Source organism: Pseudomonas sp. sp1636 (assembly GCF_030376615.1).
Taxonomy (GTDB): domain Bacteria; phylum Pseudomonadota; class Gammaproteobacteria; order Pseudomonadales; family Pseudomonadaceae; genus Aquipseudomonas.
The window spans coordinates 13,091-35,342 of record NZ_JARRAB010000004.1; the positions used below are offsets into that span (position 1 = coordinate 13,091).

General features: G+C 63.4%; 20 protein-coding genes, 2 tRNA genes and 1 pseudogene. 8 read left to right on the forward strand and 15 right to left on the reverse strand.

Annotation, left to right across the window (positions count from 1 at the left end; all coding sequences use genetic code 11):
• Window positions 1–108: 108 nt before the first annotated feature.
• The 15 genes and pseudogenes from hsdR to P8H27_RS05250 all read right to left on the reverse strand — a co-directional run bounded on the left by hsdR (window position 109) and on the right by P8H27_RS05250 (window position 16,019).
• Window positions 109–3,585 carry a type I restriction-modification system endonuclease gene (gene hsdR / locus P8H27_RS05180; RefSeq protein WP_289635621.1) on the reverse strand — a complete coding sequence of 1,159 codons (3,477 nt, stop codon included), beginning with the start codon at window positions 3,583–3,585 and terminating at the stop codon, window positions 109–111.
• A gap of 297 nt (window positions 3,586–3,882) precedes the next feature.
• A tRNA-Thr gene (locus P8H27_RS05185) sits at window positions 3,883–3,958 on the reverse strand.
• A gap of 303 nt (window positions 3,959–4,261) precedes the next feature.
• Entirely contained in the window at window positions 4,262–5,479 is a 1,218-nt protein-coding gene (locus P8H27_RS05190) for a methyltransferase (RefSeq protein ID WP_289635622.1), read from the reverse strand.
• A 45-nt stretch (window positions 5,480–5,524) separates the two neighbouring features.
• Window positions 5,525–6,214: an ABC transporter permease gene (locus P8H27_RS05195; protein WP_289635623.1), complete on the reverse strand. Its 690-nt coding sequence runs from the start codon at window positions 6,212–6,214 to the stop codon at window positions 5,525–5,527.
• Window positions 6,211–6,906: an ABC transporter permease gene (locus P8H27_RS05200; protein WP_289635624.1), complete on the reverse strand. Its 696-nt coding sequence runs from the start codon at window positions 6,904–6,906 to the stop codon at window positions 6,211–6,213. The genes P8H27_RS05195 and P8H27_RS05200 overlap by 4 nt, the downstream gene beginning before the upstream one ends.
• Window positions 6,907–6,956: 50 nt before the next feature.
• Complete coding sequence (locus P8H27_RS05205) at window positions 6,957–7,709, reverse strand: ABC transporter substrate-binding protein (protein WP_289635625.1); 753 nt, start codon at window positions 7,707–7,709, stop codon at window positions 6,957–6,959.
• 15 nt (window positions 7,710–7,724) lie between these two features.
• A complete protein-coding gene (locus tag P8H27_RS05210) occupies window positions 7,725–8,498 on the reverse strand; it encodes an ABC transporter ATP-binding protein (protein WP_289635627.1) in 774 nt (257 codons plus the stop codon).
• 242 nt (window positions 8,499–8,740) lie between these two features.
• Window positions 8,741–8,944 (reverse strand): annotated as a pseudogene (locus P8H27_RS20555) (type II toxin-antitoxin system HigB family toxin); the annotation flags it as partial.
• Window positions 8,945–9,397: 453 nt separating this feature from the next.
• On the reverse strand, window positions 9,398–10,066 hold the full coding sequence (locus P8H27_RS05220; protein ID WP_289635629.1) for a UPF0149 family protein: 669 nt from the start codon (window positions 10,064–10,066) through the stop codon (window positions 9,398–9,400).
• A gap of 312 nt (window positions 10,067–10,378) precedes the next feature.
• Window positions 10,379–10,567, reverse strand: coding sequence for a hypothetical protein (locus P8H27_RS05225; RefSeq protein ID WP_289635630.1), 189 nt, complete (start codon window positions 10,565–10,567; stop codon window positions 10,379–10,381).
• Between the two features lie 119 nt (window positions 10,568–10,686).
• Window positions 10,687–10,762, reverse strand: a tRNA-Phe gene (locus P8H27_RS05230).
• Window positions 10,763–11,236: 474 nt separating this feature from the next.
• The gene (locus tag P8H27_RS05235; RefSeq protein ID WP_289635632.1) at window positions 11,237–11,509 is read right to left on the reverse strand and encodes an oxidative damage protection protein; all 273 of its coding nucleotides are present in this window, start codon (window positions 11,507–11,509) and stop codon (window positions 11,237–11,239) included.
• Window positions 11,506–12,585 (reverse strand): A/G-specific adenine glycosylase, encoded by a 1,080-nt coding sequence (gene mutY, locus P8H27_RS05240; protein WP_289635633.1) that lies wholly within the window; start codon window positions 12,583–12,585, stop codon window positions 11,506–11,508. The genes P8H27_RS05235 and mutY overlap by 4 nt, the downstream gene beginning before the upstream one ends.
• Complete coding sequence (locus P8H27_RS05245; RefSeq protein WP_289635634.1) at window positions 12,582–14,810, reverse strand: AsmA family protein; 2,229 nt, start codon at window positions 14,808–14,810, stop codon at window positions 12,582–12,584. Before P8H27_RS05245 ends, mutY begins: the two co-directional genes overlap by 4 nt.
• A gap of 108 nt (window positions 14,811–14,918) precedes the next feature.
• Window positions 14,919–16,019, reverse strand: a complete 1,101-nt coding sequence (locus tag P8H27_RS05250) for an NAD(P)/FAD-dependent oxidoreductase (protein ID WP_289635635.1) — start codon at window positions 16,017–16,019, stop codon at window positions 14,919–14,921.
• Window positions 16,020–16,207: 188 nt separating this feature from the next.
• On the opposite strand from P8H27_RS05250, the gene hisB reads away from it, so the two are divergent.
• The 8 genes from hisB to P8H27_RS05290 all read left to right on the forward strand — a co-directional run bounded on the left by hisB (window position 16,208) and on the right by P8H27_RS05290 (window position 22,122).
• A complete protein-coding gene (hisB, locus tag P8H27_RS05255) occupies window positions 16,208–16,801 on the forward strand; it encodes an imidazoleglycerol-phosphate dehydratase HisB (RefSeq protein WP_289635637.1) in 594 nt (197 codons plus the stop codon).
• The gene (gene hisH / locus P8H27_RS05260) at window positions 16,802–17,440 is read left to right on the forward strand and encodes an imidazole glycerol phosphate synthase subunit HisH (protein ID WP_289635638.1); all 639 of its coding nucleotides are present in this window, start codon (window positions 16,802–16,804) and stop codon (window positions 17,438–17,440) included.
• Window positions 17,441–17,701: a DUF2164 domain-containing protein gene (locus P8H27_RS05265; RefSeq protein WP_289635640.1), complete on the forward strand. Its 261-nt coding sequence runs from the start codon at window positions 17,441–17,443 to the stop codon at window positions 17,699–17,701.
• A 36-nt stretch (window positions 17,702–17,737) separates the two neighbouring features.
• Window positions 17,738–18,475 carry a 1-(5-phosphoribosyl)-5-[(5-phosphoribosylamino)methylideneamino]imidazole-4-carboxamide isomerase gene (gene hisA, locus P8H27_RS05270; RefSeq protein ID WP_289635641.1) on the forward strand — a complete coding sequence of 246 codons (738 nt, stop codon included), beginning with the start codon at window positions 17,738–17,740 and terminating at the stop codon, window positions 18,473–18,475.
• 91 nt (window positions 18,476–18,566) lie between these two features.
• Entirely contained in the window at window positions 18,567–19,337 is a 771-nt protein-coding gene (hisF, locus tag P8H27_RS05275; RefSeq protein WP_289635643.1) for an imidazole glycerol phosphate synthase subunit HisF, read from the forward strand.
• Between the two features lie 370 nt (window positions 19,338–19,707).
• Window positions 19,708–20,445: an ABC transporter substrate-binding protein gene (locus tag P8H27_RS05280; RefSeq protein WP_289635644.1), complete on the forward strand. Its 738-nt coding sequence runs from the start codon at window positions 19,708–19,710 to the stop codon at window positions 20,443–20,445.
• Window positions 20,446–20,535: 90 nt separating this feature from the next.
• On the forward strand, window positions 20,536–21,291 hold the full coding sequence (locus P8H27_RS05285) for an ABC transporter substrate-binding protein (RefSeq protein WP_289635646.1): 756 nt from the start codon (window positions 20,536–20,538) through the stop codon (window positions 21,289–21,291).
• 75 nt (window positions 21,292–21,366) lie between these two features.
• Window positions 21,367–22,122, forward strand: a complete 756-nt coding sequence (locus P8H27_RS05290) for an ABC transporter substrate-binding protein (RefSeq protein WP_289635648.1) — start codon at window positions 21,367–21,369, stop codon at window positions 22,120–22,122.
• Window positions 22,123–22,252: the final 130 nt, after the last annotated feature.

Below are 22,252 nucleotides of genomic sequence, written 5' to 3' on the forward strand. Positions count from 1 at the left end.
CGCAACTCGGCCCAGTTTCGAGGCGAGGCGCTTGGTGGGTTGCGCGGCGCACCACCTCGGCGTCGCTTGATCGCTCAGGGCTCAGCGCCGCTAACCCACCCACAAGGCTCAGCTAACCGCGTGCCACAGGTTGTCATTCAGGGCTTCCAGCACCCGATCCAGGTTGCCGCCCAGGTTGCGATCCAGGCCTTTGAGGCCGCCATCGTTGCGGAAGGCATCGTTGACCTGCTGCGGGTCGATGATCACTTCGTGCACCAGTTGCTTGGCCAGGCGCTCCAGCCATTTGCGTTGCACGGGCGTCCAGGGTTGCTGGGCGTAGATGGTCTGCATGGCCTTGGCCACGCGTTGGTCGAAGGGCAGCAGGGCTTCGCCGATGGCGGCCTGCCGGATATAGCCGATGATGCTGGCGGCGATTTCCTGGTTGGTCTGGTTGCGCCAGGCGCTCTTCAGGCTGGCTTCGCTGAAGCCGTGCTGGTCGAGCAGCAGGCGTACTTCGCGCAGCTGCTTGCGGGTCAGATCCTTGGGGCGGTTGACCACCACACCCAGAGCGGCGGACTGGTTGAGCTGTTTGTGAATGAAGTCATGGAAGCTATCCAAGTAGTCGGCGGGCTTCTGGTTCTGGCCGTAGTTTTGCTCGCGAACCATCAGCTCGTCGCTGTGGGTGGAGATTACCGGGTAGTTCTCCGAGCCGAGCAGGGCGCTGACGGCGGCGAGCTGGTTGAGCAGTTGGCTGTGCTGGCGCACGAAGTTGGCGGCTTGCTGCGGGCCGAGTTCATGCAGGTGGCTGTGCAGCTTGGCTGGTTCGACGCCCCAGGCATCCTGTAGCTCATCGAGTTTCTGCTTGAGGCTCGGTTTGCTCTCGGCCTTGTGCTGAGCCTTGCGCAGGATGCGCATGACGCGCTGACTCAGTTGGTCGAGCACGTCATGGGCGTGGTTGCTGTCGTCCTGGCTGCCGGGGGCGTCAAAGCTGGCGCCGCCGGTGAGCTCGCTGACCAGTTGCTCCAGGGAGATGTTGGGGTTCTTCACCAGGGGCTTCATGGTGTCGACCGCCTCCAGGCTGGCGTAGAGGTCGACGGGGTCGTAGATGCGGAACACGGTCTTGCCGATGTCGTCGCAGCGGCGGGTGGCGCGGCCTTTCATCTGTTCGTAGAGGATGCGCGAGCGCACCCGGCGCATAAACACCAGGTTGCAGATTGTCGGCACGTCGATGCCGGTGGTGAGCAGGTCGACGGTGATGGCGATGCTGGGGTGCGGTTCGTTCTTGTAGCGGCGAATCAGTTGCTCAACCTTGTCGCTCTGACCGGTGATGATGCGCACCGCCGCTTCGTTGTACTGCTCGCCGTAGGCAGCCTTGAAGGCCTCGTCGAGCAGGTTCTTCACCCGCTCGGCATGGGCCTGGTTGACGCAGAAGATCATGGTCTTCTCTTCGCCGAACGGATCCAGCTCCTTGGCCAGTTCGTCGCAGATGACCTTGTCGAAGGCCGGGGTGATGACGCGGCGGTTGAACGACTCGATGTTGAAGCTGAGTTCGTCCTCCAGTTCCGCTACGTCGATCTCGCCGGTCTGGGTGTTGATGACGCTGACCGACTCGCCCTTTTCAAAGCGGATGCCGTGCTGGCTGAGCTGGGTTTCATAGCGGATCGGCGGTTCGTGATCGATCAACCAATCGTCGGCCACGGCCTCGCGGTAGCTATAGGTGAATACCGGTTTGCCGAAAATTTCGCTGGTGTGCTTGGCTGGGGTGGCGGTGAGGCCGATGCGGCAGGCATCGAAATGATCGAGCACACGGCGGTATTGCGAGAGGTACTGGCTGTGGTCGCGCACGGCCAGCTCGCCTTCGGTCATCTCCTGGTCGAGGGTGTAACCGCGGTGGGCCTCGTCGACGATGATGCAGTCGAACTCGCCAATCGGCGGCGGGTTATCCGAGCGGAAAATGCGGCTGACCATGGCTTGCACGGTGGCCACCTGAACGCGGGTTTCCGCCTCGGCGGCCATGTCACCCAGTTCCTTGACGTCGTAGATCTGCGCCAGGCTGTGGTTCTGCTCGAGGGTGGTGTCGTTGAACGAGTCGATGGCCTGCTGACCCAGGGCGCTGCGGTCGACCAGAAACAGGATGCGCTTGAAGCGTTCGGCCTTGAGGAAGCGATACATCAGGCCAATGATGGTGCGGGTTTTACCGGTGCCGGTGGCCATGGCCAGCAGGCAGTCGCGCTGGTTGTGGGCCAGGGCATGCTCGACGGCCTGGATGGCTTTCTCCTGGTAGTCACGCAGCTTGAGGTAGGCGAAGCCTTCGGTCTTGAGCTTGGCCTCGGCGTCGGCCTGGCTGCGCTTGAGCAGGTTTTCTAGATCAGCTGGGGTATGAAAGTCTTGCAACGGGCGGCGGGTATTGGCCGGGCTGCGCAGATCACGAAACCAGGTGCCGGAAAGCTCGGCGAGCTGCTTGATAAAAGGCCGACCGTTGCAGGCGAAAGCAAAGGGCACATTGAAGCTGCCACCCTGGCCATCGCCCCACGGCTGCGCTAGACCGGCCAACAGCCAGGATTGCTGCTGCTCGGCGCTGAGTTTGAACTCGCGGGCATAGCGCTCTGCCTGGGGGATACGGTCGGCAATGTTGATGCGCTTACGCTTGGCCTCGACGATGGCGATGGGCGTGAGGCCGGCGAACAGCACGTAGTCGGCGCAGGCTTTGGGGCTGCTGGTGGGCCACTCGGCGATGGCCTTGTTCCTACCCTTCTCGGGGCGTGCGCCTTTGCTGTAGGTGAGGTCGAGGGAATCGGCTTCCCAGCCGGCGTCGATCAGCTGCTGGTCGATTAGGATACGGGTCAGGTCTTCGGAGAGGTCGAAGCTGCTGGTGGCCTGTAGGGTCTTGTGCATGACCTGCTGTGCCGTCTGGGGCTGGGTCAGCAGTTGCAGTTGCAGGGCTTTGATGCGTTGCTCATGCTCGCAGCGCAGCCGATGCAGCGCTGCTTCGTGCTCGGCGGCCAGTTGTTTGTGAGTGCGTGATTCGACATCCATCTGCTCGGCGAGGACTGCATATTCCTCGGCCTCACGCTTGTGCAGCTCGGCCAGTTGCTGGTTGCTCTCCAGTTGCTGGCTGGATTCGCTCAACTGGGCCTTGAGCTGTTCGATCTGGCTTTGCAGGTCGCGCAGCGGGGCGCTGGGGTCTGCTGGCGTGATGAAGGGGCCGGACTTGAAGGCGTGGGTGTTCTTGCCGAAGCACTGGTGATACCAGATGGCCAGGGCGCGGGCGACCTTCAGTCCATCCATGGCCTCGCGGTGCTGGGTGCGGAATTCGTGGGTGGCTCTGTTGCCCTCGACGCGCAGGGTATGGAACAGGCTGCGGATGTTCTGATCCAGCTGGATCTCGCGGCTGAGCTTGTAGAGCAGGTCGGATTGAGTGGTGGTGGCATCGAACTCGATACCGGCGCGACTGGCCAAGTCCTGAGCCAGGGCCTCGCCGAGTTGGCGCAGTTTGATCAGGGTGGTGTTGGGGTCGCTGGCGAAGACCTGTTCGGCCGTACTGGCAAGCTGCAGGAAGACGGGATCGTGTTCCTGGAGAAAGGCGAAATTACTGCTGGCTGCCATGATCGATCCTTCGGTTGCGTGTCCACTCAGTACGCCACGCTTGGCTTTATTACGCGGAGTTTGCGGCAGCTTAACCAAGGTAGGCAGAGTTTGACCATGGCATTGAGTCACTCAACGGCTCAATGCGTACCGGCCAATAACCAGGCAGTTATAGGCAGCCTTGATCGTGAGTGCCATAGTCCGGTAACCGCGGAGATCCGTAAGTGAAACGGGGAACGAACGGGGGAAAATTTTGGTTTCGGGAAGCCAGAAACGACTTAGGCCCACCTCGCGGTGAGCCTAAGTCGTTGTTTTATATGGTGCCGGCACCAAGAGTCGAACTCGGGACCTACTGATTACAAGTCAGTTGCTCTACCAGCTGAGCTATACCGGCATTTCAGGGCCGCCATTATATCCATTCACCTGGCCGAGTAAAGCCGTCTGCGCGTAGTTTATTGCTGGTCTGGCTATTAGCTGCGAAATCCTTATGCACAAGCGAGTGGCGTTTGCTGAGCGCGCATGTAGTTTTTGTGCGGCATTTCTCGGCTTTTTATAAGTGTCTGTTTTAATTGGTCTTTGTGGTCTGTTTAAAAAACGAACAGGCGCCTTCAGGGCCGATGGCAGAGGCGTTAGGCGAGTCTGCTCAGAATCTATCAACACAGTTATCCACAGATAATGTGGGCAACTTGGGCTGAGGTTAGCGGCGTTCGGCGAGCAGCAGCAGGTTGCGCGGGGTGAGTTGGCGTGGGCAGAAGCTGCCGAGGCGCACGCTGAAGCCCTGATCGTGCAGGTAGAGCGCGCGGTCGAGTAGCAGCCACAGTTCCAGCGGGCGGCGGAACAAGTCGCGCAGCAGTTCCAGGTTGCGTACCTGGGCCAGCCGTTGCCAGCCTTGGCTTTGCAGTTGCGCCCAGTCGTATGCGGCTTCTGGCGTGGGCAGTTGCTTTAGGGCCGCGAGGTCGGTGCAGTAATCGCTGAAGTCTTTGCCCAGCCAGGCCGTCGGCAGGGAGGGGGTGGGCAGGTAGTGGTCGATGCCGCGCAGCTCACGCTGCAGCAGGTCGAAGGCCAGGCGCCAGGCCATGGAGCGATCACGCTGGCGGCGCACGCGGGCGCCGGCGGTGACGGTTTCGCTAAGGGGCAGGGCCAGATCCTCCAGCGATAACTGCAAGGCAGACGCCTGGGCGGCAGCGGAGAGCGCCTGGTAATTGGGCGTGGCGATGCGGTTGTAGCAGCACGGCGCTATGGCTAATTGCTGACAGCCGGCCGCGCTGGCGAGCTGGATCAGGCGCACATGCAGGTCGCCGCAGGCGTGCAGGGCGACCGGGGTGTGTTCGCGCTTGAGCTGGTTATGGGCATCGGCCGCGAGTACATCCTGCTGCAGATGCCGGGCGTTGAGGTGCTGGCGCTGGCTGAGCAGTTGGCCGCTGTGTACCAGTTCGGGGTTGTGCTCCAGGCAGGTCAGCGGGCGGCCGTCATGCGCCAGCAGGCGACCGAGATGGCCTTTGCCGGCGCACCAGTCGAGCCAGTGTTGGGCGGGTTGGTGAAACTGCAGGCAGCCGGCGAAGGCCTGGATCTGTTGCCATTTGCGCCCGGGCACGTCGACCGAGAAGCGTGCCGGCAGTTGTGGCGTTGGCTGTGGCGCGAAGGCGCCGACTCGACTCAGGCTGCTGGCTTGCGCGGCGAGTCCGGCGAAGGGGGCGGGGGCATTCAGCAGGTGCGGTTCAGTGTGGGCGACCTCGGCCTGTTCCAGGCTGCGCGATCTGAGCCAGCGGGCGAGTTCGGGGTGCAGGCTTTCCCACGGCAGTTGCCGTTGGCTGAATGGCCGCGGTCGCCACAGCGATTGGTGTTGCCACAAGAATTCATCCAGCGCCTGGAAACGCTGGAGCAGGGCGGCGCCGCTGAGGGGGGAGTCGTTCATGGTCGTGTCGTCAAGCCTGGATGGGGCAGCGAGCGCCCCATCGCGTCAGCGGCCCTGGCAGGCGTCGACCCTTAGCCAGTTTTCCAGCAGCTTGAAACCACGCACCAGCAGGAAGGCGATCAGCAGGTAGAACATGCCGGCGGCGAAGAATATTTCCACCGGCAGGTAGGTGCGGGCGATGATGGTACGCGCCATGCCGGTCAGCTCCAGCAGGGTGACGGTGCTGGCCAGGGAGCTGGCCTTGAGCATCAGGATCACTTCGTTGCTGTAGGCCGGCAGACCGATACGCGCGGCGCGCGGCAGGACGATGTAGAGCATGGTTTGCCAGCGGGCCATGCCCAGCGCGCGGGCCGCTTCCACTTCGCCCGGCGGTACGGACTGAATCGCGCCGCGCAGGATCTCGGCGATATAGGCGGCGGTGTGCAGGGTCATGGTCAGGATGGCGCACCAGTATGGGTCGCGCAGATAGGTCCAGAGCGGGCCTTGGCGTACGGCGTCGAACTGGGCCAGGCCGTAATAGACCAGAAACAATTGCACCAGCAGCGGGGTGCCGCGGAAGAAGAAGATATAGCCGTAGGGCACGGCACGGACGAACCAATGCTTGGAGGCACGGGCGATGCCCATGGGTATCGCCAGGATCAGCCCGGCGACGACCGCGATGGCGACCAGTTCGAGGGTCAGTACGGCGCCTTCGGCCAGGCGCGGCAGCCATTTGATGATCACTTCCCAGTTCATGAGTTGCTCCTGATGAAGCCACGGCCGGCACGCTGTTCAAGGAAGTGCAGGCCGATCATGGCGAGGATGGTCAGGCCCAGGTAGATAAAGGCCGCCACCAGGAAGAAGGTGAAGGGCTCCTTGCTGGAGGTCACGGCGATCTGCGAACGGCGCATGATTTCTTCCAGGCCGATCACCGACACCAGGGCGGTGTCCTTCATCAGGATCATGAACAGGTTGCCCAGGCCGGGCAGGGCAATGCGCCACATCTGCGGCAGGATCAGGCGCCAGAAGATCCGCGGCTTGGACAGGCCCAGCGCCTGGCCGGCCTCGCGATGGCCCTTGGGGATGGCGAGGATGGCGCCACGAAACACTTCGGTGGCATAGGCACCGAAACAGATGCCCAGGGCGATGGTGCCGGCGGCGAACGCGCTCAGTTCCAGGCTGTCGATGCCGAGCAGGTCGGCCAGGTTGCGCATCAGCTGCACGGTGCCGAAGTAGATCAGCAGCACCCAGAGCAGCTCGGGGATACCGCGCACGATGGTCGAATAGGTGCCGCCGAGCCACTGCAGCGGCTTGTACGGCGAAGTCTTGGCCAGAGCGCCGAGCAGGCCGAGCACCAGGCCCAGGCTGAGCGCCGACAGCGCCAGCTTGATGGTCATCAGGGTGCCGGCGGCGAGGGCCGGGCCGAATCCGTAGAGGTCGAAGGTCATGGGGGCTCAGAAGCCTGCGCCGCCCGGGCGGGCGACGCAGAGCAGGCTGCTCAGTAGATGCTGAACGGGAAGTACTTGTCGTTGATCTTCTTGTAGGTGCCGTCGGCGACGATTTCCTTCAGCGCCGCGTTCAGTTTCTCACGCAGCGGATCGCCCTTGCGCACGGCGATACCGATCTTGTCGTTGTCGAACACCGGCTCGCCCTTGAACTCGAAGCCCTTGCCGGCATCGCTCTTGAGCCATTCCCAGTTGACGAAGGTGTCGGCCAGCACGCCGTCGAGGCGCCCCGAGGTCAGGTCGAGGTAGGCGTTTTCCTGGGTGTCGTACAGCTTGATGTCGACCACGTCGCCCATGTTGTCTTCCAGCCAGGTGCCGGCGATGGTGGCGCGCTGGGCGCCGATCACCTTGCCTTTGAGGCTGGCCTTGTCGGATTTGAAATCGTTGCCTTTGGCGGCGATGAACTGCAGCTTGTTGGTGTAGTAGGGCTCGGTGAAATCGACCGCCTGCTGGCGTTCCTCGGTGATCGACATGGAGGCGACGATGGCGTCGAATTTCTTGGCATTCAGTGCCGGGATGATGCCGTCCCAGTCGGAGGTGACCACTTCGCATTCGGCCTGCATCTTGGCGCACAGGGCCTGGGCGATATCGAGGTCGAAGCCGACCACCTGGCCGCTGGCGTCGATCAGGTTGAAGGGCGGGTAGGCGCCTTCGGTGCCGATCTTGAGTTTGTCTGCGGCGACGGCGCTGGTGCCGAAGGCCAGGGTGGCGGCCGCAGCCAGCAGGATCTTCTTATATTTCTGCATGCGATGTAGCTCCATTTAGTGATTGCTGGACATGAACTGTTTGCAGCGCGCCGAACTCGGGTTGTCGAACACCTGGGCCGGTGGCCCCTGTTCCTCGACCAGGCCCTGGTGGAGGAACACCACCTCGCTGGACACCTGGCGGGCGAAACCCATCTCATGGGTCACCAGCAGCATAGTCCGGCCTTCGTCGGCGAGCGCGCGGATCACATTAAGCACTTCCTGCACCATTTCCGGGTCGAGAGCCGAGGTCGGCTCATCGAACAGGATCACCTTGGGCTCCATGCACAGGGTGCGGGCGATGGCCGCACGCTGCTGCTGGCCGCCAGAGAGCTGGTTGGGGTAGACGTGGCGTTTGTCGGCGATGCCGACCTTGGCCAACAGCGCCTCGGCCCGCTCGGTGGCCTCGGCCTTGCTCAGGCCGAGCACCCGACGCGGTGCTTCGATGATGTTATCGAGCACGCTCATGTGCGGCCAGAGATTGAAATTCTGAAAGACGAAGCCCAGTTCGCTGCGCAGGCGGTTGATCTGCTTGCCATCGGCGGCGACCAGTTCGCCCTGCTTGCCGGGTTTGAGCTTGAGCTCCTCGCCGGCGACGATGATCTGACCCTGGTTGGGGTTTTCCAGCAGATTGATGCAGCGCAGAAAGGTCGACTTGCCGGAGCCGGAAGAGCCGAGAATCGAGATCACATCGCCATCGCGGGCGGTGAGGGAGATGCCTTTGAGCACCTCAAGGTCGCCATAGCGTTTGTGCAGATTGCGGATTTCCAGCGCGGGCGTGGCCTCGGCCATGGGGTGTCCTCTTCTTGTTCGGATGCGCTCAGGCGTTGCTTGGCCTTCCTGGCGAAGGCGTCAAGCTAGCATAGCGTTTCGCTGACCGCCAAGCCGTTTACTGGCCGCCTGGGGCTGCTTGGGTCACAGGTGTCGCCTGACTGCTGCTGACTGTCGCGCAGACGCAATATTGCGCTTAGCGCACATCGTCGAGATAGCGCTCGAGCCTGCCGTTCAGGCGCGTCTTGATCGGCTGCCAGTCCGGCATCGATCGGATCGTACTGGGCGTGGCTGCCGACAAAGCGAATAAACGCCAGTTGGCGCTCATGGTCGATGGCCAGAATGACCCGGTGCTTGTGCCCGGCGATGTTGAACACCGCCCGGCTGCCTTTCAGGATACTGGCCGTGCGCAGCTCGGCCTTGAGGGCTTGCGGCGTGGGATAAGCGGCCTTTTCCATGGCTCTGTACCCGTTAGGTGTTGTGCCACCAGGCGCGAACTGCCTGCGATCCGTAGGAGGCCCGACCTATACCGCGAAACGATGGGCAGGCGGCCCTGCGGGCTGCATTCGCCGCGGGGCGCGTGACCCACATGGAGGTGGGAAATGCCGCTAGCCTGTCAGGAACAGGCGCGGCCCTCCGACAAGAGATCGCGCCTGCAACACATAATTGGGACAGCGCCTTTTCCATGTGCCGATACGGCGTTAAAAACAGGTTCGGCAAGCCGCTTGTGGCTAACGCGCTTTAGCGCGACCCCGCAGGGGCGAGCGAAGCGAGTCATGCTCATTTACAGCTCGTAAACTCCGCTTCCTCGCCTGTTTCGACTCGCTAGCGCTCGCCCTTCGGGCCAGCCTTCGGCTGTTACTCCCGTTGGTCGTTGCGCCTTGTCTCGGCTGCCTCGCCTACGTTTTTCGACGGCACTGTTAGTGCAGGCAGCACTGCTTGAATTTTTTCCCGCTGCCGCAGGGGCAGGGAGCGTTGCGGCCCGGTTGAGGGGCGGCGCGCACAGGGCTTCGAGTCGGCCGGGCGTGGCTGCTGCGCTGGCGAAGCCAGTAGGCGTGCAGGGCGCGCACCGCCGGTTCGATGTCCTTCACCGACTGCTGGTGCTGGGCCTGGCTCATTTGCTCCAGCAACGGGAAGAAGGCCTCGTTGCCGTGCAGCTCGATCGCCGCCAGGTGTGCGGCCTCGGCATCCGGCAGTTGCGGCCATTGGCCCAGGGCTACGCCGTGCATATAACCGAAGCACCACTCCTCGACGATGGCGATGGTTTCGCCGTCTTGCTCGCGCTGGTGAAACAGCGCCTCGAACTCGGCCGGGTACTCCATCAGCATCATTACGCAGTTATTTATGTGCTGGATCAGCAGGGCCATAAAACGCTGCATTTCGGCGCCGCTCCAATCCTGCTCGGGCAGCTCGCCGCCCCACAGCGCCGGCAGCCAGCGGCTGGGCGGCAGTATCTCCGGGCCGGAGATCAGCGCGGTGAAGAAGCCGTCCAGCTCGGAGGCGTCGAGTATCGATTCGTCGTTGCCGTACTTGAGCAGGATGCTCTCGACATAATCCAGTTCGGCTTCGCTGAGCGGGTCGGTATTCATGCGGTCATCTCGTGGTTCGGGTTAAGTCGGCGGTGTGTAGGGTGGGGTAGCGGCGCGGGTTGACGCCTCGGCCTCGTCGTCCAGCCTGCCCCGGCGCTGGCCGGTGGGCAGTTGTTCTTCGGCTCCTGTGGTGCGTAATCCACCCTGTACCCTAGGCGGCGCTACGGTTGATTGCCGAGATGGCTGCAACAATCGCATCCGCGTCGGCATCGGCGAACGCCTCGTCCAGCCGCTCATGGTGCAGTGTGGGGAATGGCGGTTCGTGGAGCTGTCCCGCTGGCGCAACGGCAGGCCGCTAGCCAAGGGCGCGGATCATGTCGAGGTTGGCTGAGCAGGGCGCTTGGCCTGGCAGCCGCCCCGGTCGGAAATGGTGCGCATAGGCAGGCTGATGTTGTGCTTGCGGCTGGCAAAGCGCTCGGCGCTTTGCCGCCGGATCGCGCAGGCGCGCAGGGGTAGCGCGAGCTTGCCGCCATCGGTGCTGTAGAGCGTCGGATCATGCATGGCAGCGGGCGTCCCTGGTGACTGACGGTGCTGAACATGGTGCACGGCGAACGAGGTCGCCAGCTCTTTCTGCAGATAGAAAAAAGGCCCACATCGCTGTGAGCCTTTTTCGCTATTTATGGTGCCCAGGGACGGAATCGAACCGCCGACACGGGGATTTTCAATCCCCTGCTCTACCGACTGAGCTACCTGGGCCAACGGGGCGCTATTAGACGGATTTGCAGGGTAGGTGTCAAGCGTGAGTTTGAAAAATATTTAGTTATTACGGGCGGTTAGGTTCAGGCAGCGGAAAAAGCTGGCGGCGCTGTGTAGCCCGGATGCAATCCGGGTGCGGTTTTTCAGGCGCCGGGCTTCCCTGGATTTCATCGGGGCTACGGCTGCGTTCGCCGCAGGTCGTGTGGCCTGCTTGGCCTTCCGCTTTTGCCGGAGGTTCGACCCGGGGCGAAGTCTTTGCTAGCACATCGCCGGCAGCCCTGCGGATCGCATGCGCCGCGGTTCGTGCCTGCTACGCGGGGACGCGGCGATCCTGGTTTCGTGTGAGGCGCAATCCACCCTGCGCTTTCGCAGACCTTGCACATGGACACATGGACATAGGCGCTACAAAAAAATGCCGCTCACCTGGCTTAAGTGAGCGGCATTGTGTGCGGGCTACGGGATTGCGGCGCTTGGTTACTCGCTGGGCGGCACGTAGCCTTCGGCCTGGGCGTAATCTTCGCCGGAGAAGAATTTGTCCATCTCGCCCTGGAGGAATTTGCGATCCTCGGCGTTCATCATGTTCAGGCGACGTTCATTGATCAGCAGGGTCTGGTGTTTCTGCCATTCGTCCCAGGCTTGTTTGGAGACGTTGTGGTAGATGTCTTCGCCTTTGGCGCCCGGATAAGGGGGGCGGTCGAGGCCGGGCAGTTCTTGCTTGTGCTTGCGGCACATTACGGTGCGGGTCATGGCTGCTCTCCGGTGTTCAGTCCGACATTGAGTGTGTCGGCCGCGCGTTTCAGCAGTTTCTTCACTGGGGCGGCAAGGCCCAGGCGCGGCGGTGTGGCGAGGTTATACCAGAGCCAGTCGGCCTCGGCCACGGCCGATGGCGCGGCTTCGACGCGGATCAACCAGGGTTCGATGGCCAGTTGGAAGTGGCTGAAGGTGTGGTGCAGGCCGGCCAGTTCGCGGCGTTCGCCCAGTTGCAGGGCGTGCCGGTTGGCCAGCAGGTCGAGGCTGGGCAGGTCGTCCAGTTCCGGCAGGCTCCACAAGCCACCCCAGAGGCCGCTGGAGGGCCGGCGGTAGAGCAGAACCTCGCCGGCCCGGTTGAGCAGGATCGGCATCAGGGTGCGCTTCTGCGGTGGCGTCTTGCGCGGTTTGGCGATCGGGTAGCGAATCTCCAGGCCGAGCAGGTGGGCCTGACAGCCGCTTTGCAGCGGGCAGAGCAGGCAACTGGGTTTGCTCCGGGTGCAGAGGGTGGCGCCGAGATCCATCATCGCCTGGGTGTAGTGGTTGGTTCGCGTGTGCGGGGTGAAACGTTCGGCCACGTCCCACAGCTGTTTGGCGACTTTCGGCTCGCCCGGGTAACCCTCCTGGGCCAGGTAGCGCGCCAGCACGCGCTTGACGTTGCCGTCGAGAATCGGTGCGCGCAGGCCCATGCTCAGGCTGGCGATGGCGCCGGCGGTGGAGCGGCCGATGCCGGGTAGCGCGGTCAGTCGCTCGACATCGGCGGGGAATGCGCCGGCGTATTCGGCCATGACGATCCGTGCAGCCTTCTGCAGGTTGCGGGCGCGGGTGTAGTAGCCGAGGCCGGTCCACAGGTGCAGCACTTCGTCCTCGGGCGCTTCGGCCAGCTGCTGCACGGTCGGCAGCGCGGCCATGAAGCGCTCGAAGTAGCCGAGCACGGTGCCGACCTGGGTCTGTTGCAGCATGATTTCCGAGACCCACACGCGATACGGCGTGATGCCCTGTTGCCAGGGCAGGTCCTTGCGTCCGTGCTGGTCGTACCAGTCGAGTACGCGGCTTGCGAACTGCTCGGGGCTCATCGGTTGAACAGGCCCTTGAGGGCGTCTTTCAGTTCGGGGCTGACTTTGTCGCCGAGCTTCTCTTCGAGCTTCTGGTTGATCTTGTTGCCGGCCAGCTTGGCGGCGACCTTGCCCATGCCGTCCTGATCCAGGCGGCAGGCCTTGCCGCCCATTTCCAGTGGGCCGCGGCAGCGTATCGGCCACTCGATGCCGACATAGCGCTCGTTGACCTGGCAGGCCGGGTCGGGCATTGCGCGTTGGTCGCCGATCAGGGCGATGCCGATGCGGTAGTCGAGGCCGAGTACGCGCAGGTCGAGGTCGCCATTGCCGCTGACCGTCAGGCCGGGGAGGCGGGCCTCGAGATCCGGGTTGTGGGCCACGCCGTTGAGGAAGCTGAGGTTGCCTTGCAGGGTTTCGAAGGGTGTGTCCTGGTTGCGCGGCGCATTGCTCAGGGCCTTGCGGTTGAGTGCGGCAATCCCGCGGCAGAGCTGCTGTTCGAGGTTGGCGCCAACCAGCACGCCGTCGCTGAGGGCGAAGTGGCTCGTGCCGTTGAGGCCGTCGATCCAGGCTTTCTGGCTGTTGCCGCTGGTGTTCAGGTCGGCCTGCAGGTCGAGCAGGCCTTTGACCGGCGAGGGCTGCTGTTCGCTCTTGAGGAAGGGTTCTACGCTGATCCGGCTCAGGCGTTTTTGCAGGCTCAGCAGGGGGATGCTCGGGCGTACATCGAGCGTCGCCTTGGCGTCGAAATTGCCGCTGCCGAGGTTGCCGCGCATTTCTTCCAGGGTCAGTAGGCCGGCTCGGCTCTTGGCTTTGAGGCTGAAGGCGTCAATCGCTTGCTGGTCGACGGTCAGTTGGTCGAGGCCCAGCGCCAGGTGCAGGTCGAGGCTGCGCAGGCGCTCGATCGGCAGCGCTGGTGTGGCGCTCCAGGCGTGCTGGGTCGGTGCCTTGGGCAGTGGGGTGCTACCGCTTTGGCCGGCGCTGGCGACGCTTTGCTTGACCTCGGCCTGGCGCGCGGCGCTGGCATCCTGGCTGTCCTGGGATTTCGCCGGCAGGTAACGGTCGAGATCCAGTTGGTCGCCCTTGAGCTGCACGCGCAGGGCCTGCTTGGCGAAGTCGGCGATGCCGATCTGGCCGCTGAAGCTGCTGTCGTCGAGCTTCAGCTTCAGCTCTTCCAGGGTCAGGCTGGTCGGGCTGCCGCTGAGGCGGGTGACCAACTCGAACTGGCCAAGGGCTTTGCCATCGTGCAGCGGCGGCAGTTGCTGGCCGATGGTGGTGAGAAACTCGCGCAGGTTGACCGGCGCGATGGACAGGCCGCCGCTCAGTTTCGGCGCCGTATCCAGGTCGCGGATTTTCACTTCGCCGAGCGCGCGCAGCTGGTTGGCCGAGAGTTTCAGGCCGTTCCATTCGGCGACCTGCGCGGCCAGGTCGACCAGCAGTTGGCCTTGCAGGGAGTAGGTCAGGGTTTGCCCGGCGAAGGGTTCGCCGGAAGCTTCGCCGGAGAGCTTGGCGTCTTCCAGTTGGTAGCGTTTGAGCGCGCGGTCGAAGCGCAGCTCGCCTTGCAGTTCGCTGCGCGCGCGCACGACCGGTTGGTTGGTGCCGAAGAAGGCGCTGAGTTTGAGCGGGATGGCCGCCCCTTCGCGGATCGCGCCGGTGGTCAGCTGGATGCTTTCGGCGCTGAATTGCTGGCCTTTCTTGGCGTCGCGGTAATCGATGCGTGCGCTGTTGACGATCAGGCTGTCGATATCCAGTTTGATCGGGGTGCCGGGTTTGCTGCTCGCGGGCTGCTCGGCGGCGCTTTCTGCGGGCGCTGCGCTGGCGGCTGGGTTCGCGGCCGCGGCAGGTTGTGCCGGGCGGCCGACGTCTTCCCAGTTGCCGTGACCGTTTTCGTCACGCTGCAGGTTGAGGTTGAGGCCGTCGATGCGGATGTCGCTCATCTGCACTTCGCGGCGCAGCAGCGGCAGCACGCGCACCGACAGGCCGAGCAGGCGCAGGTCGGCAAATGGCTGCTCGGGGGTGGTGGCGCTGGCCAAGGTGGCGTCGGTCAGCTCCAGGCCGAGCCAGGGGAACAGGCTCCAGCCGATGTCGCCATTGAGGGTCAACTCCAGGTTGGCCTTGTCGCGGGCCAGCTGGCGAATCTCGTCTTTGTAGTCGTTGGGATCGAACAGGTGGGTCAGGGCAAAGCCCAGCGCCACCAGGATCAGCAACAGCCCGAGAAAAAACAGACCCAGGATTTTGCCGAGCGCTTTCATGGACGATTCCTTGTTTCGAATGACTTGGATTGAGTCGGCGAGTATAGCGCCGACAACCGCAATAGACCGGCGAAAGTCCCGGTTGGGCGGCGATTTTGCAAGCGGCTGTTACAGCTCGCGGACCACGCGCTCGGCAATTGCCAGACTGGCGGTCAGCCCTGGCGACTCGATGCCGAACAGATTGACCAGCCCCGGCAGGCCGTGATCGCTGGCGGTTTGGATCAGGAAGTCGGCGGCCGGTTCCCCGGGGCCTGCGAGTTTCGCCCGGATGCCGCTGTAACCGGGCGTCAGGCGCGTGCTGTCGAGGCCCGGGAAGTAGCGGCGGATCGCCTTGGCAAAGGGCTCGCGCAGCTGTTCGTCGACCCGGTAGTCGATATGTTCGAGGTATTCGGTGTCCGGGCCGAAGCGCAGCTGGCCGCCGAGGTCGAGGGTGGCGTGGATGCCCAGGCCCGAGGTGTTGGCCTCCGGCAGCGGATAGATCAGGTGCTGGAAGGGCGCGCGGCCGCTGTAGCCGAAGTAGCGGCCGCGGCACAGGTGCAGGGGCGGTACGTCGTGGAGGCCTTGGGTGTGGGTAGCGAGCCGTTGGGCGAACAGGCCGCCGGCATTGATCACCCGCTGCGCTCTGAGCTGGAAGGCTTCGCCGCTGCTGGTGCCGCTGACGATCCAGCCGTCGGGGCCGGGCTCGAGCCGGTCGACGCGGGTCTGCAGCACCAGTTGCGCGCCCTGGTTCTCTGCGGCGGCGAGCAGCGATTGCAGGTAGGCATGGCTGTCGATGATCCCGGTGCTCGGCGACAGCAGCGCCGCGACGCCGCGTACGGCCGGTTCCAGTGCGGCGAGCCGGGCTGGCGCGATATATTCCAGGTCATGCACGGCGCAGGCTTGGGCATTGGCGGCCAGCGCTTCGAGCCGGCCGCGTTCGCTCGCGCTGACCGCCACCAGCAGCTTGCCGATGCGCCGGTGCGCCACCCGGTGCTGGCTGCACCAGGCGTACAGGCGTTCGCGGCCTTCCCGGCACAGCTCGGCTTTCAGCGAACCGGGCGCGTAGTAGAGGCCGGCGTGGATCACCTCGGAGTTGCGGCTGGAGGCGTGGCTGCCGATCAGGCTTTCCGCTTCGACGATCAGGCAGCTCTGCTGCGGCCTGGCCAGGCGTGCGGCGCAGGCCAGGCCGAGAACGCCGGCGCCGATAATCAGGGTGTCGATACTGTCCATGGCGTGTGCGCTGTCGGGCTTTGGTGGGTTGGGCTGGCGAGCATAGCAATATCTGCGTGGCGGCTATGAGTGTCGCGCTCATGGCCGCTGCGCTGGGCGCTCGGCGGACGCGGATGGGCGCGTATCCCCGCGGCGGCTTTGGCCCTATAATGGCAGCCTTTTTCCGTGGGCAATTTCTGGAGCTGGTGATGGCCGAACGTACGGCATCCGTCGAGCGCAATACCCTGGAGACCCAGATCAAGGTCTCGATCAACCTGGATGGCACGGGCAAGGCCAAGTTCGCAATTGGCGTGCCGTTCCTCGAGCACATGCTCGATCAGATTGCCCGTCACGGCCTGATCGACCTGGATATCCAGTGCCAGGGCGACCTGCATATCGACGACCACCACACCGTCGAGGACGTCGGCATCACCCTCGGCCAGGCCTTTACCCAGGCCATCGGCGACAAGAAGGGCATGACCCGCTACGGCCATGCCTATGTGCCGCTGGACGAGGCGCTCTCCAGGGTGGTGATCGACTTCTCCGGGCGTCCCGGCCTGCAGATGCACGTGCCCTTCACCCGCGCGGTGGTCGGCGGCTTCGACGTCGACCTGTTCCAGGAATTCTTCCAGGGCTTCGTCAACCACGCTCTGGTCAGCCTGCACATCGACAACCTGCGCGGCACTAACACCCACCACCAGATCGAGACCGTATTCAAGGCCTTCGGCCGCGCCCTGCGCATGGCCGTCGAGCTGGATCCGCGGATGGCCGGGCAGATGCCCTCGACCAAGGGTGTGCTCTAGATGCAGACGGTAGCCGTCATCGATTACGGCATGGGCAACCTGCACTCGGTGGCCAAGGCTCTGGAGCACGTCGGCGCCGGCAAGGTGCTGGTGACCAGCGATGCCCAGGTGATCCGCGAAGCCGATCGCGTGGTGTTTCCCGGCGTCGGCGCGATTCGCGACTGCATGGCCGAGATCGAACGCCTGGGCTTCGATGCGCTGGTGCGCGAGGTCAGTCAGGATCGGCCGTTTCTCGGCATCTGCGTCGGCATGCAGGCGCTGCTCGAACGCAGCGAAGAGAACGACGGCGTCGATTGCATCGGCCTGTTCCCCGGCCAGGTGCGCTTCTTCGGCAAGGGTATGGTCGAGGACGGCGAGCAGTTGAAGGTGCCGCACATGGGCTGGAACGAAGTGGCGCAGGCGGTCAAGCATCCGCTGTGGCACGACATTCCGGATCTGGCGCGCTTCTACTTCGTGCACAGTTATTACGTCGAGGCCGGCAAGCCGCAGCAGGTGGTCGGTCGCGGTCACTACGGCAAGGACTTCGCCGCGGCGCTGGCCGAGGGTTCGCGTTTCGCCGTGCAGTTCCACCCGGAGAAGAGCCACACCCACGGCCTGCAGCTGCTGCAGAACTTCGCCGCCTGGGATGGGCGTTGGTAGATGAGCCGGGCCAAGAGCAAAGCGCCGATTCTCAGCCTGGCGCCGGAGCAGGAGCGTGAGGCGACCAGCACCATCAAGCGCTTCATGGAAGAGCGCTTCGAACTGCAGCTGGGTTCGTTCGAGGCCGCGGAAATTCTCGAGCTGTTTACCCGCGAAATTGCTCCGCACTATTACAACCGGGCGATTTTCGATGTGCAGACCGTCCTCAAGGACAGGTTCGACAGCATCGAAAGCGACCTCTGGGCGCTCGAGAAGAGCTGATCCCACCGAATCCAACGACTTGAACAGGTTCAACCGATGCTGATTATTCCCGCTATCGATCTGAAAGACGGCGCTTGCGTGCGCCTGCGCCAGGGCCGTATGGACGACTCCACGGTGTTTTCCGACGACCCGGTGAGCATGGCCGCCAAGTGGGTGGACGGCGGCTGCCGGCGTCTGCACCTGGTCGACCTTAACGGTGCCTTCGAGGGCCAGCCGGTCAACGGCGAGGTGGTTACCGCCATCGTCAAGCGCTACCCGCACCTGCCGATCCAGATCGGCGGCGGTATTCGCTCGTTGGAAACCATCGAGCATTATGTGCGTGCAGGCGTGAGCTACGTGATTATCGGCACCAAGGCGGTCAAGCAGCCCGAGTTCGTCGCCGAGGCGTGCAAGGCGTTTCCCGGCAAGGTGATTGTCGGCCTGGATGCCAAGGACGGTTTCGTCGCCACCGACGGCTGGGCCGAGGTCAGCACGGTACAGGTGATCGACCTGGCCAAGCGCTTCGAAGCCGACGGCGTGTCCGCCATCGTCTACACCGACATCGCCAAGGACGGCATGATGCAGGGCTGCAACCTGCCCTTCACCGTGGCCCTGGCCAACGCCACGCGGATTCCGGTGATCGCTTCCGGCGGCATCCACAACCTCGGCGATATCCAGGCCCTGCTCGACGCACGCACCCCCGGCATCATCGGCGCGATCACCGGTCGGGCGATCTACGAAGGCACCCTCGATGTAGCCGAGGCGCAGGCCGTCTGCGACAACTTCAATAAGTAACACGTAGGGCGTACTCGCCGCAGGCAGTACGCCATCGCCAACCGGCGGACTGTTCGCTTCGCTCCTGAGTCCGCCCTACGGGAACACTGCTATGGCTTTGGCAAAACGCATCATCCCCTGCCTCGACGTGGACAACGGCCGCGTGGTCAAGGGCGTGCAGTTCGAGAACATCCGCGACGCCGGCGATCCGGTGGAGATCGCCCGCCGTTACGACGAGCAGGGCGCCGACGAGATCACCTTCCTCGACATCACCGCCAGCGTCGACGGCCGCGACACCACCCTGCACACGGTGGAGCGCATGGCCAGCCAGGTGTTCATCCCGCTCACCGTGGGCGGCGGCGTGCGCAGCGTGCAGGACATCCGCAACCTGCTCAATGCCGGGGCGGACAAGGTCTCGATCAACACCGCGGCGGTGTTCACCCCCGAGTTCGTCGGCGAGGCGGCCGCGCGTTTCGGCTCGCAGTGCATCGTCGTCGCCATCGACGCGAAGAAGGTTTCCGGCCCCGGGGAGACCCCGCGCTGGGAAATCTTCACCCATGGCGGGCGCAAGCCGACCGGCCTGGATGCGGTGCTCTGGGCGAAGAAGATGGAAGACCTCGGCGCCGGCGAAATCCTCCTCACCAGCATGGATCAGGATGGGGTGAAGCGCGGCTACGACCTCGGCGTCACCCGTGCCATCAGCGAGCTGGTCGGCATCCCGGTGATCGCCTCCGGCGGCGTCGGCAACCTCGAACACCTGGCCGCCGGCATCCTCGAAGGCAAGGCCGATGCGGTGCTGGCGGCGAGCATCTTCCATTTCGGCGAGTACACGGTGCCGGAAGCCAAGGCCTATCTGGCCAGTCGCGGCATAGTGGTGCGTTAAATCGACCTGGCCGGTGCTGCTACCGGCCACTGCTGCGGGCAAGTCGACAATAAATCGGCAGGCACTCGATTAGACTCTGCGCCGAATCTTTTGGCTCTGCCCCCGTTAACTGTTGCAAACACGCTTGGCAGGCCGTTGAAAAACTACCTGCGTTGCCGATGCCTCGCCTGCATTTTTCAACGGCCTGCTAGGCGTGAGGGTCTCCCGGTAGGAGCTGCTGCAGCCGCGACCTGCGCGGATGAGTCCGCGCCTACAAGAGCACGACCCCTCTGCACCATGTAATCGGGACATAGCCCATCGTTTGCTGCCGCTGCGCGCCTGGTGCGCGTGGCCAGGCCCATCTTCTCTATTCTTGCGATATGAGGTTTCTATGTCCGTTTTCCGGATGCTGGCCGTCATGGCCGCGCTTGGCAGCGCAGGCTGGGCGCGAGCCGAGTCTCTGGTGCTGCTCACCGAGAATCTAGCGCCTTTCAATATGGCCGTCAGTGGCAGTAATTTCGCCAAAGGCGAAGGCGTGAGCGGCATCAGCTCCGATACCTTGCGGGCAGTCTGCGAGCGGGCGCAGGTGGAGTGTCAGCAAATCCTGCGGTTCCCCTGGGCCAGGGTTTACCAGCAAACGCTTAACGACCCTGGTTACGGTCTGTTCTCGGTCGCGCGAACCACCGAGCGTGAGTCGCTGTTCAAGTGGGTCGGCCCTATTGCCAGCAACGACTGGGTGCTGATCGCCAAGGCGGACAACCCTATCGTGCTGAATGATTTGCAGGGGGCCGCGCCCTACCGGATTGGCGGTTACCAGGGCGATGCGATCAGCCAATACCTGATCGACCGCGGCTTGACCGTGCACACCTCGTTGCGTGACAAGCAGAACCTGAAGAAGCTGGTCAATGGTCAGGTCGACCTTTGGGTCACCTCCGACCCGGCGGGCCTGTATATGGCCAGGAAAGAGGGGGTTACGGCGCTCAAGGTGGTGCAGCGTTTTCGCACGGCCGAGCTGTATCTGGCACTCAACAAGAACACCCCGGATGCGCTGGTAGAGAAGCTGCAGGGCGCTCTGGAGGGCTTGCGTGCCGAGGGTCGACTGGGGGCAATCGCCGCGCCTTACCAATAGGCGCGGCACTTTTCCATGGCAGATTTTGCCTGTTGTGGCTGTGCTGGTTATTCTGCATGGCACAGTCTGCCACCGGTAATGAGAGCCCCTATGTTCAAACGCACCCTAATCGCCTTGGCCGGCACCCTGCTTATGCTGGCCGGCAGTGTTCGCGCAGAGATCGACCCCAATTACCGCATGGTGCTGCTGACGGAAAATTTCCCGCCGTACAACATGTCGATCAATGGCAAGAATTTCGCCCAGGAAGACAATATCGATGGCATCGCCGTGGATATCATCCGCGAGATGTTCAAGCGTTCGGCCATCAAGTACAACATGACCCTGCGCTTCCCTTGGGAGCGCATCTACAAGCTGGCATTGGAGAAGCCGGGCTACGGCGTATTCGTCACGGCGCGGCTGCCCGAGCGCGAGGCGCTGTTCAAATGGGTGGGGCCCATCGGCCCGGACGACTGGGTGTTGCTCGGCAAGAGCGACAGCCCGATTACCCTGAACAGTTTGGAGGACGCCAAGCAGTACAAGGTCGGGGCTTACAAGGGCGACGCGATTGCCGAGTACTTGGTCGAGAAAGGCCTTGAGCCGATCACGGCCTTGCGCGACCAGCTCAATGCCCAGAAGCTGGTGGCCGGAAAGATCGACCTGTGGGCCACCGGTGATCCTGCCGGGCGTTATCTGGCGAAGCAGGAAGGTGTCTCCGGACTGAAAACCATCCTGCGTTTCGACAGCGCCGAATTGTACCTGGCGCTGAACAAGGATGTGCCCGACGAGGTGGTGCAGAAGCTACAGGCTGAGCTGGATCGGATGCGCAGCGAAGGATTCGTCGATGACATCCTCGACAGCTATCTGTAAAACGGAACACCGCAGGTTGGCCACGAGCCGAGCTGCCGCTAGCCATAATCACAACACTTGCGAGCGGGAAGACTAATGTTGAAAATCATAAAAAGCAGTCTGTTGTTAGGCCTCATCTTAAGCGCCTGCGCGGCCCATGCCGAGTTGCCCTATGGCTACAAGGTGGTGCTGCTGACCGAGAACTTCCCGCCGTTCAATATGTCGGTCGACGACAAGAACTTCGCCCGTGACGACGGCATCGACGGGATCAGCGCCGAGATCGTGCGAGCCATGTTCAAGCGCGCCAAGATCGACTACAGCCTGAGCCTGCGCTTTCCCTGGGATCGGCTGTACCGGCTGACCCTGGACAAGCCCAACTATGGATTGTTTTCCACCACCTTTACCCCGGAGCGCCAGCCGCTGTTCAAGTGGGTGGGGCCGGTTGCCAACACTGGCTGGGTGCTGCTGGCCGCGCCAGGCAATAACCTCAGCGTGGCGAGCCTGAAGGAAGCGGGGCAATACAAGATCGGTGCCTACAAGAACGATGCGGTCAGCCAGCATCTGGAAAGCCAGGGGCTGGCGCCGATCAATGCGCTACGCGACCAGCAGAACGTGCAAAAGCTGATCAAGGGGCAGATCGACCTGTGGGCCACCACCGACCCGGTTGGCCGCTACCTGGCCAAACAGGAAGGCGTCAGCGGCCTGACCACCGTGCTGCGTTTCAATGAGGCCGAGCTGTACCTGGCGCTGAACAAGGACACCCCGGACGAGGTGGTGCAGCGCTTGCAGAAGGCACTGGACGAGCTGCGCAGCGAAGGCTTTATCGAGGACATGACCAATAGCTATCTGTAGCGCCTAAGGCCGTTGAAAAACTACCTGCGTTGCCGAAGCGTCGTTAAAAAACAGGCTCGGCTGCCTCGCCTACATTTTTCGACGGCCTGCTAATCCCGGCAGAAAACAAACAGCCCGGCATCGCGTCCGG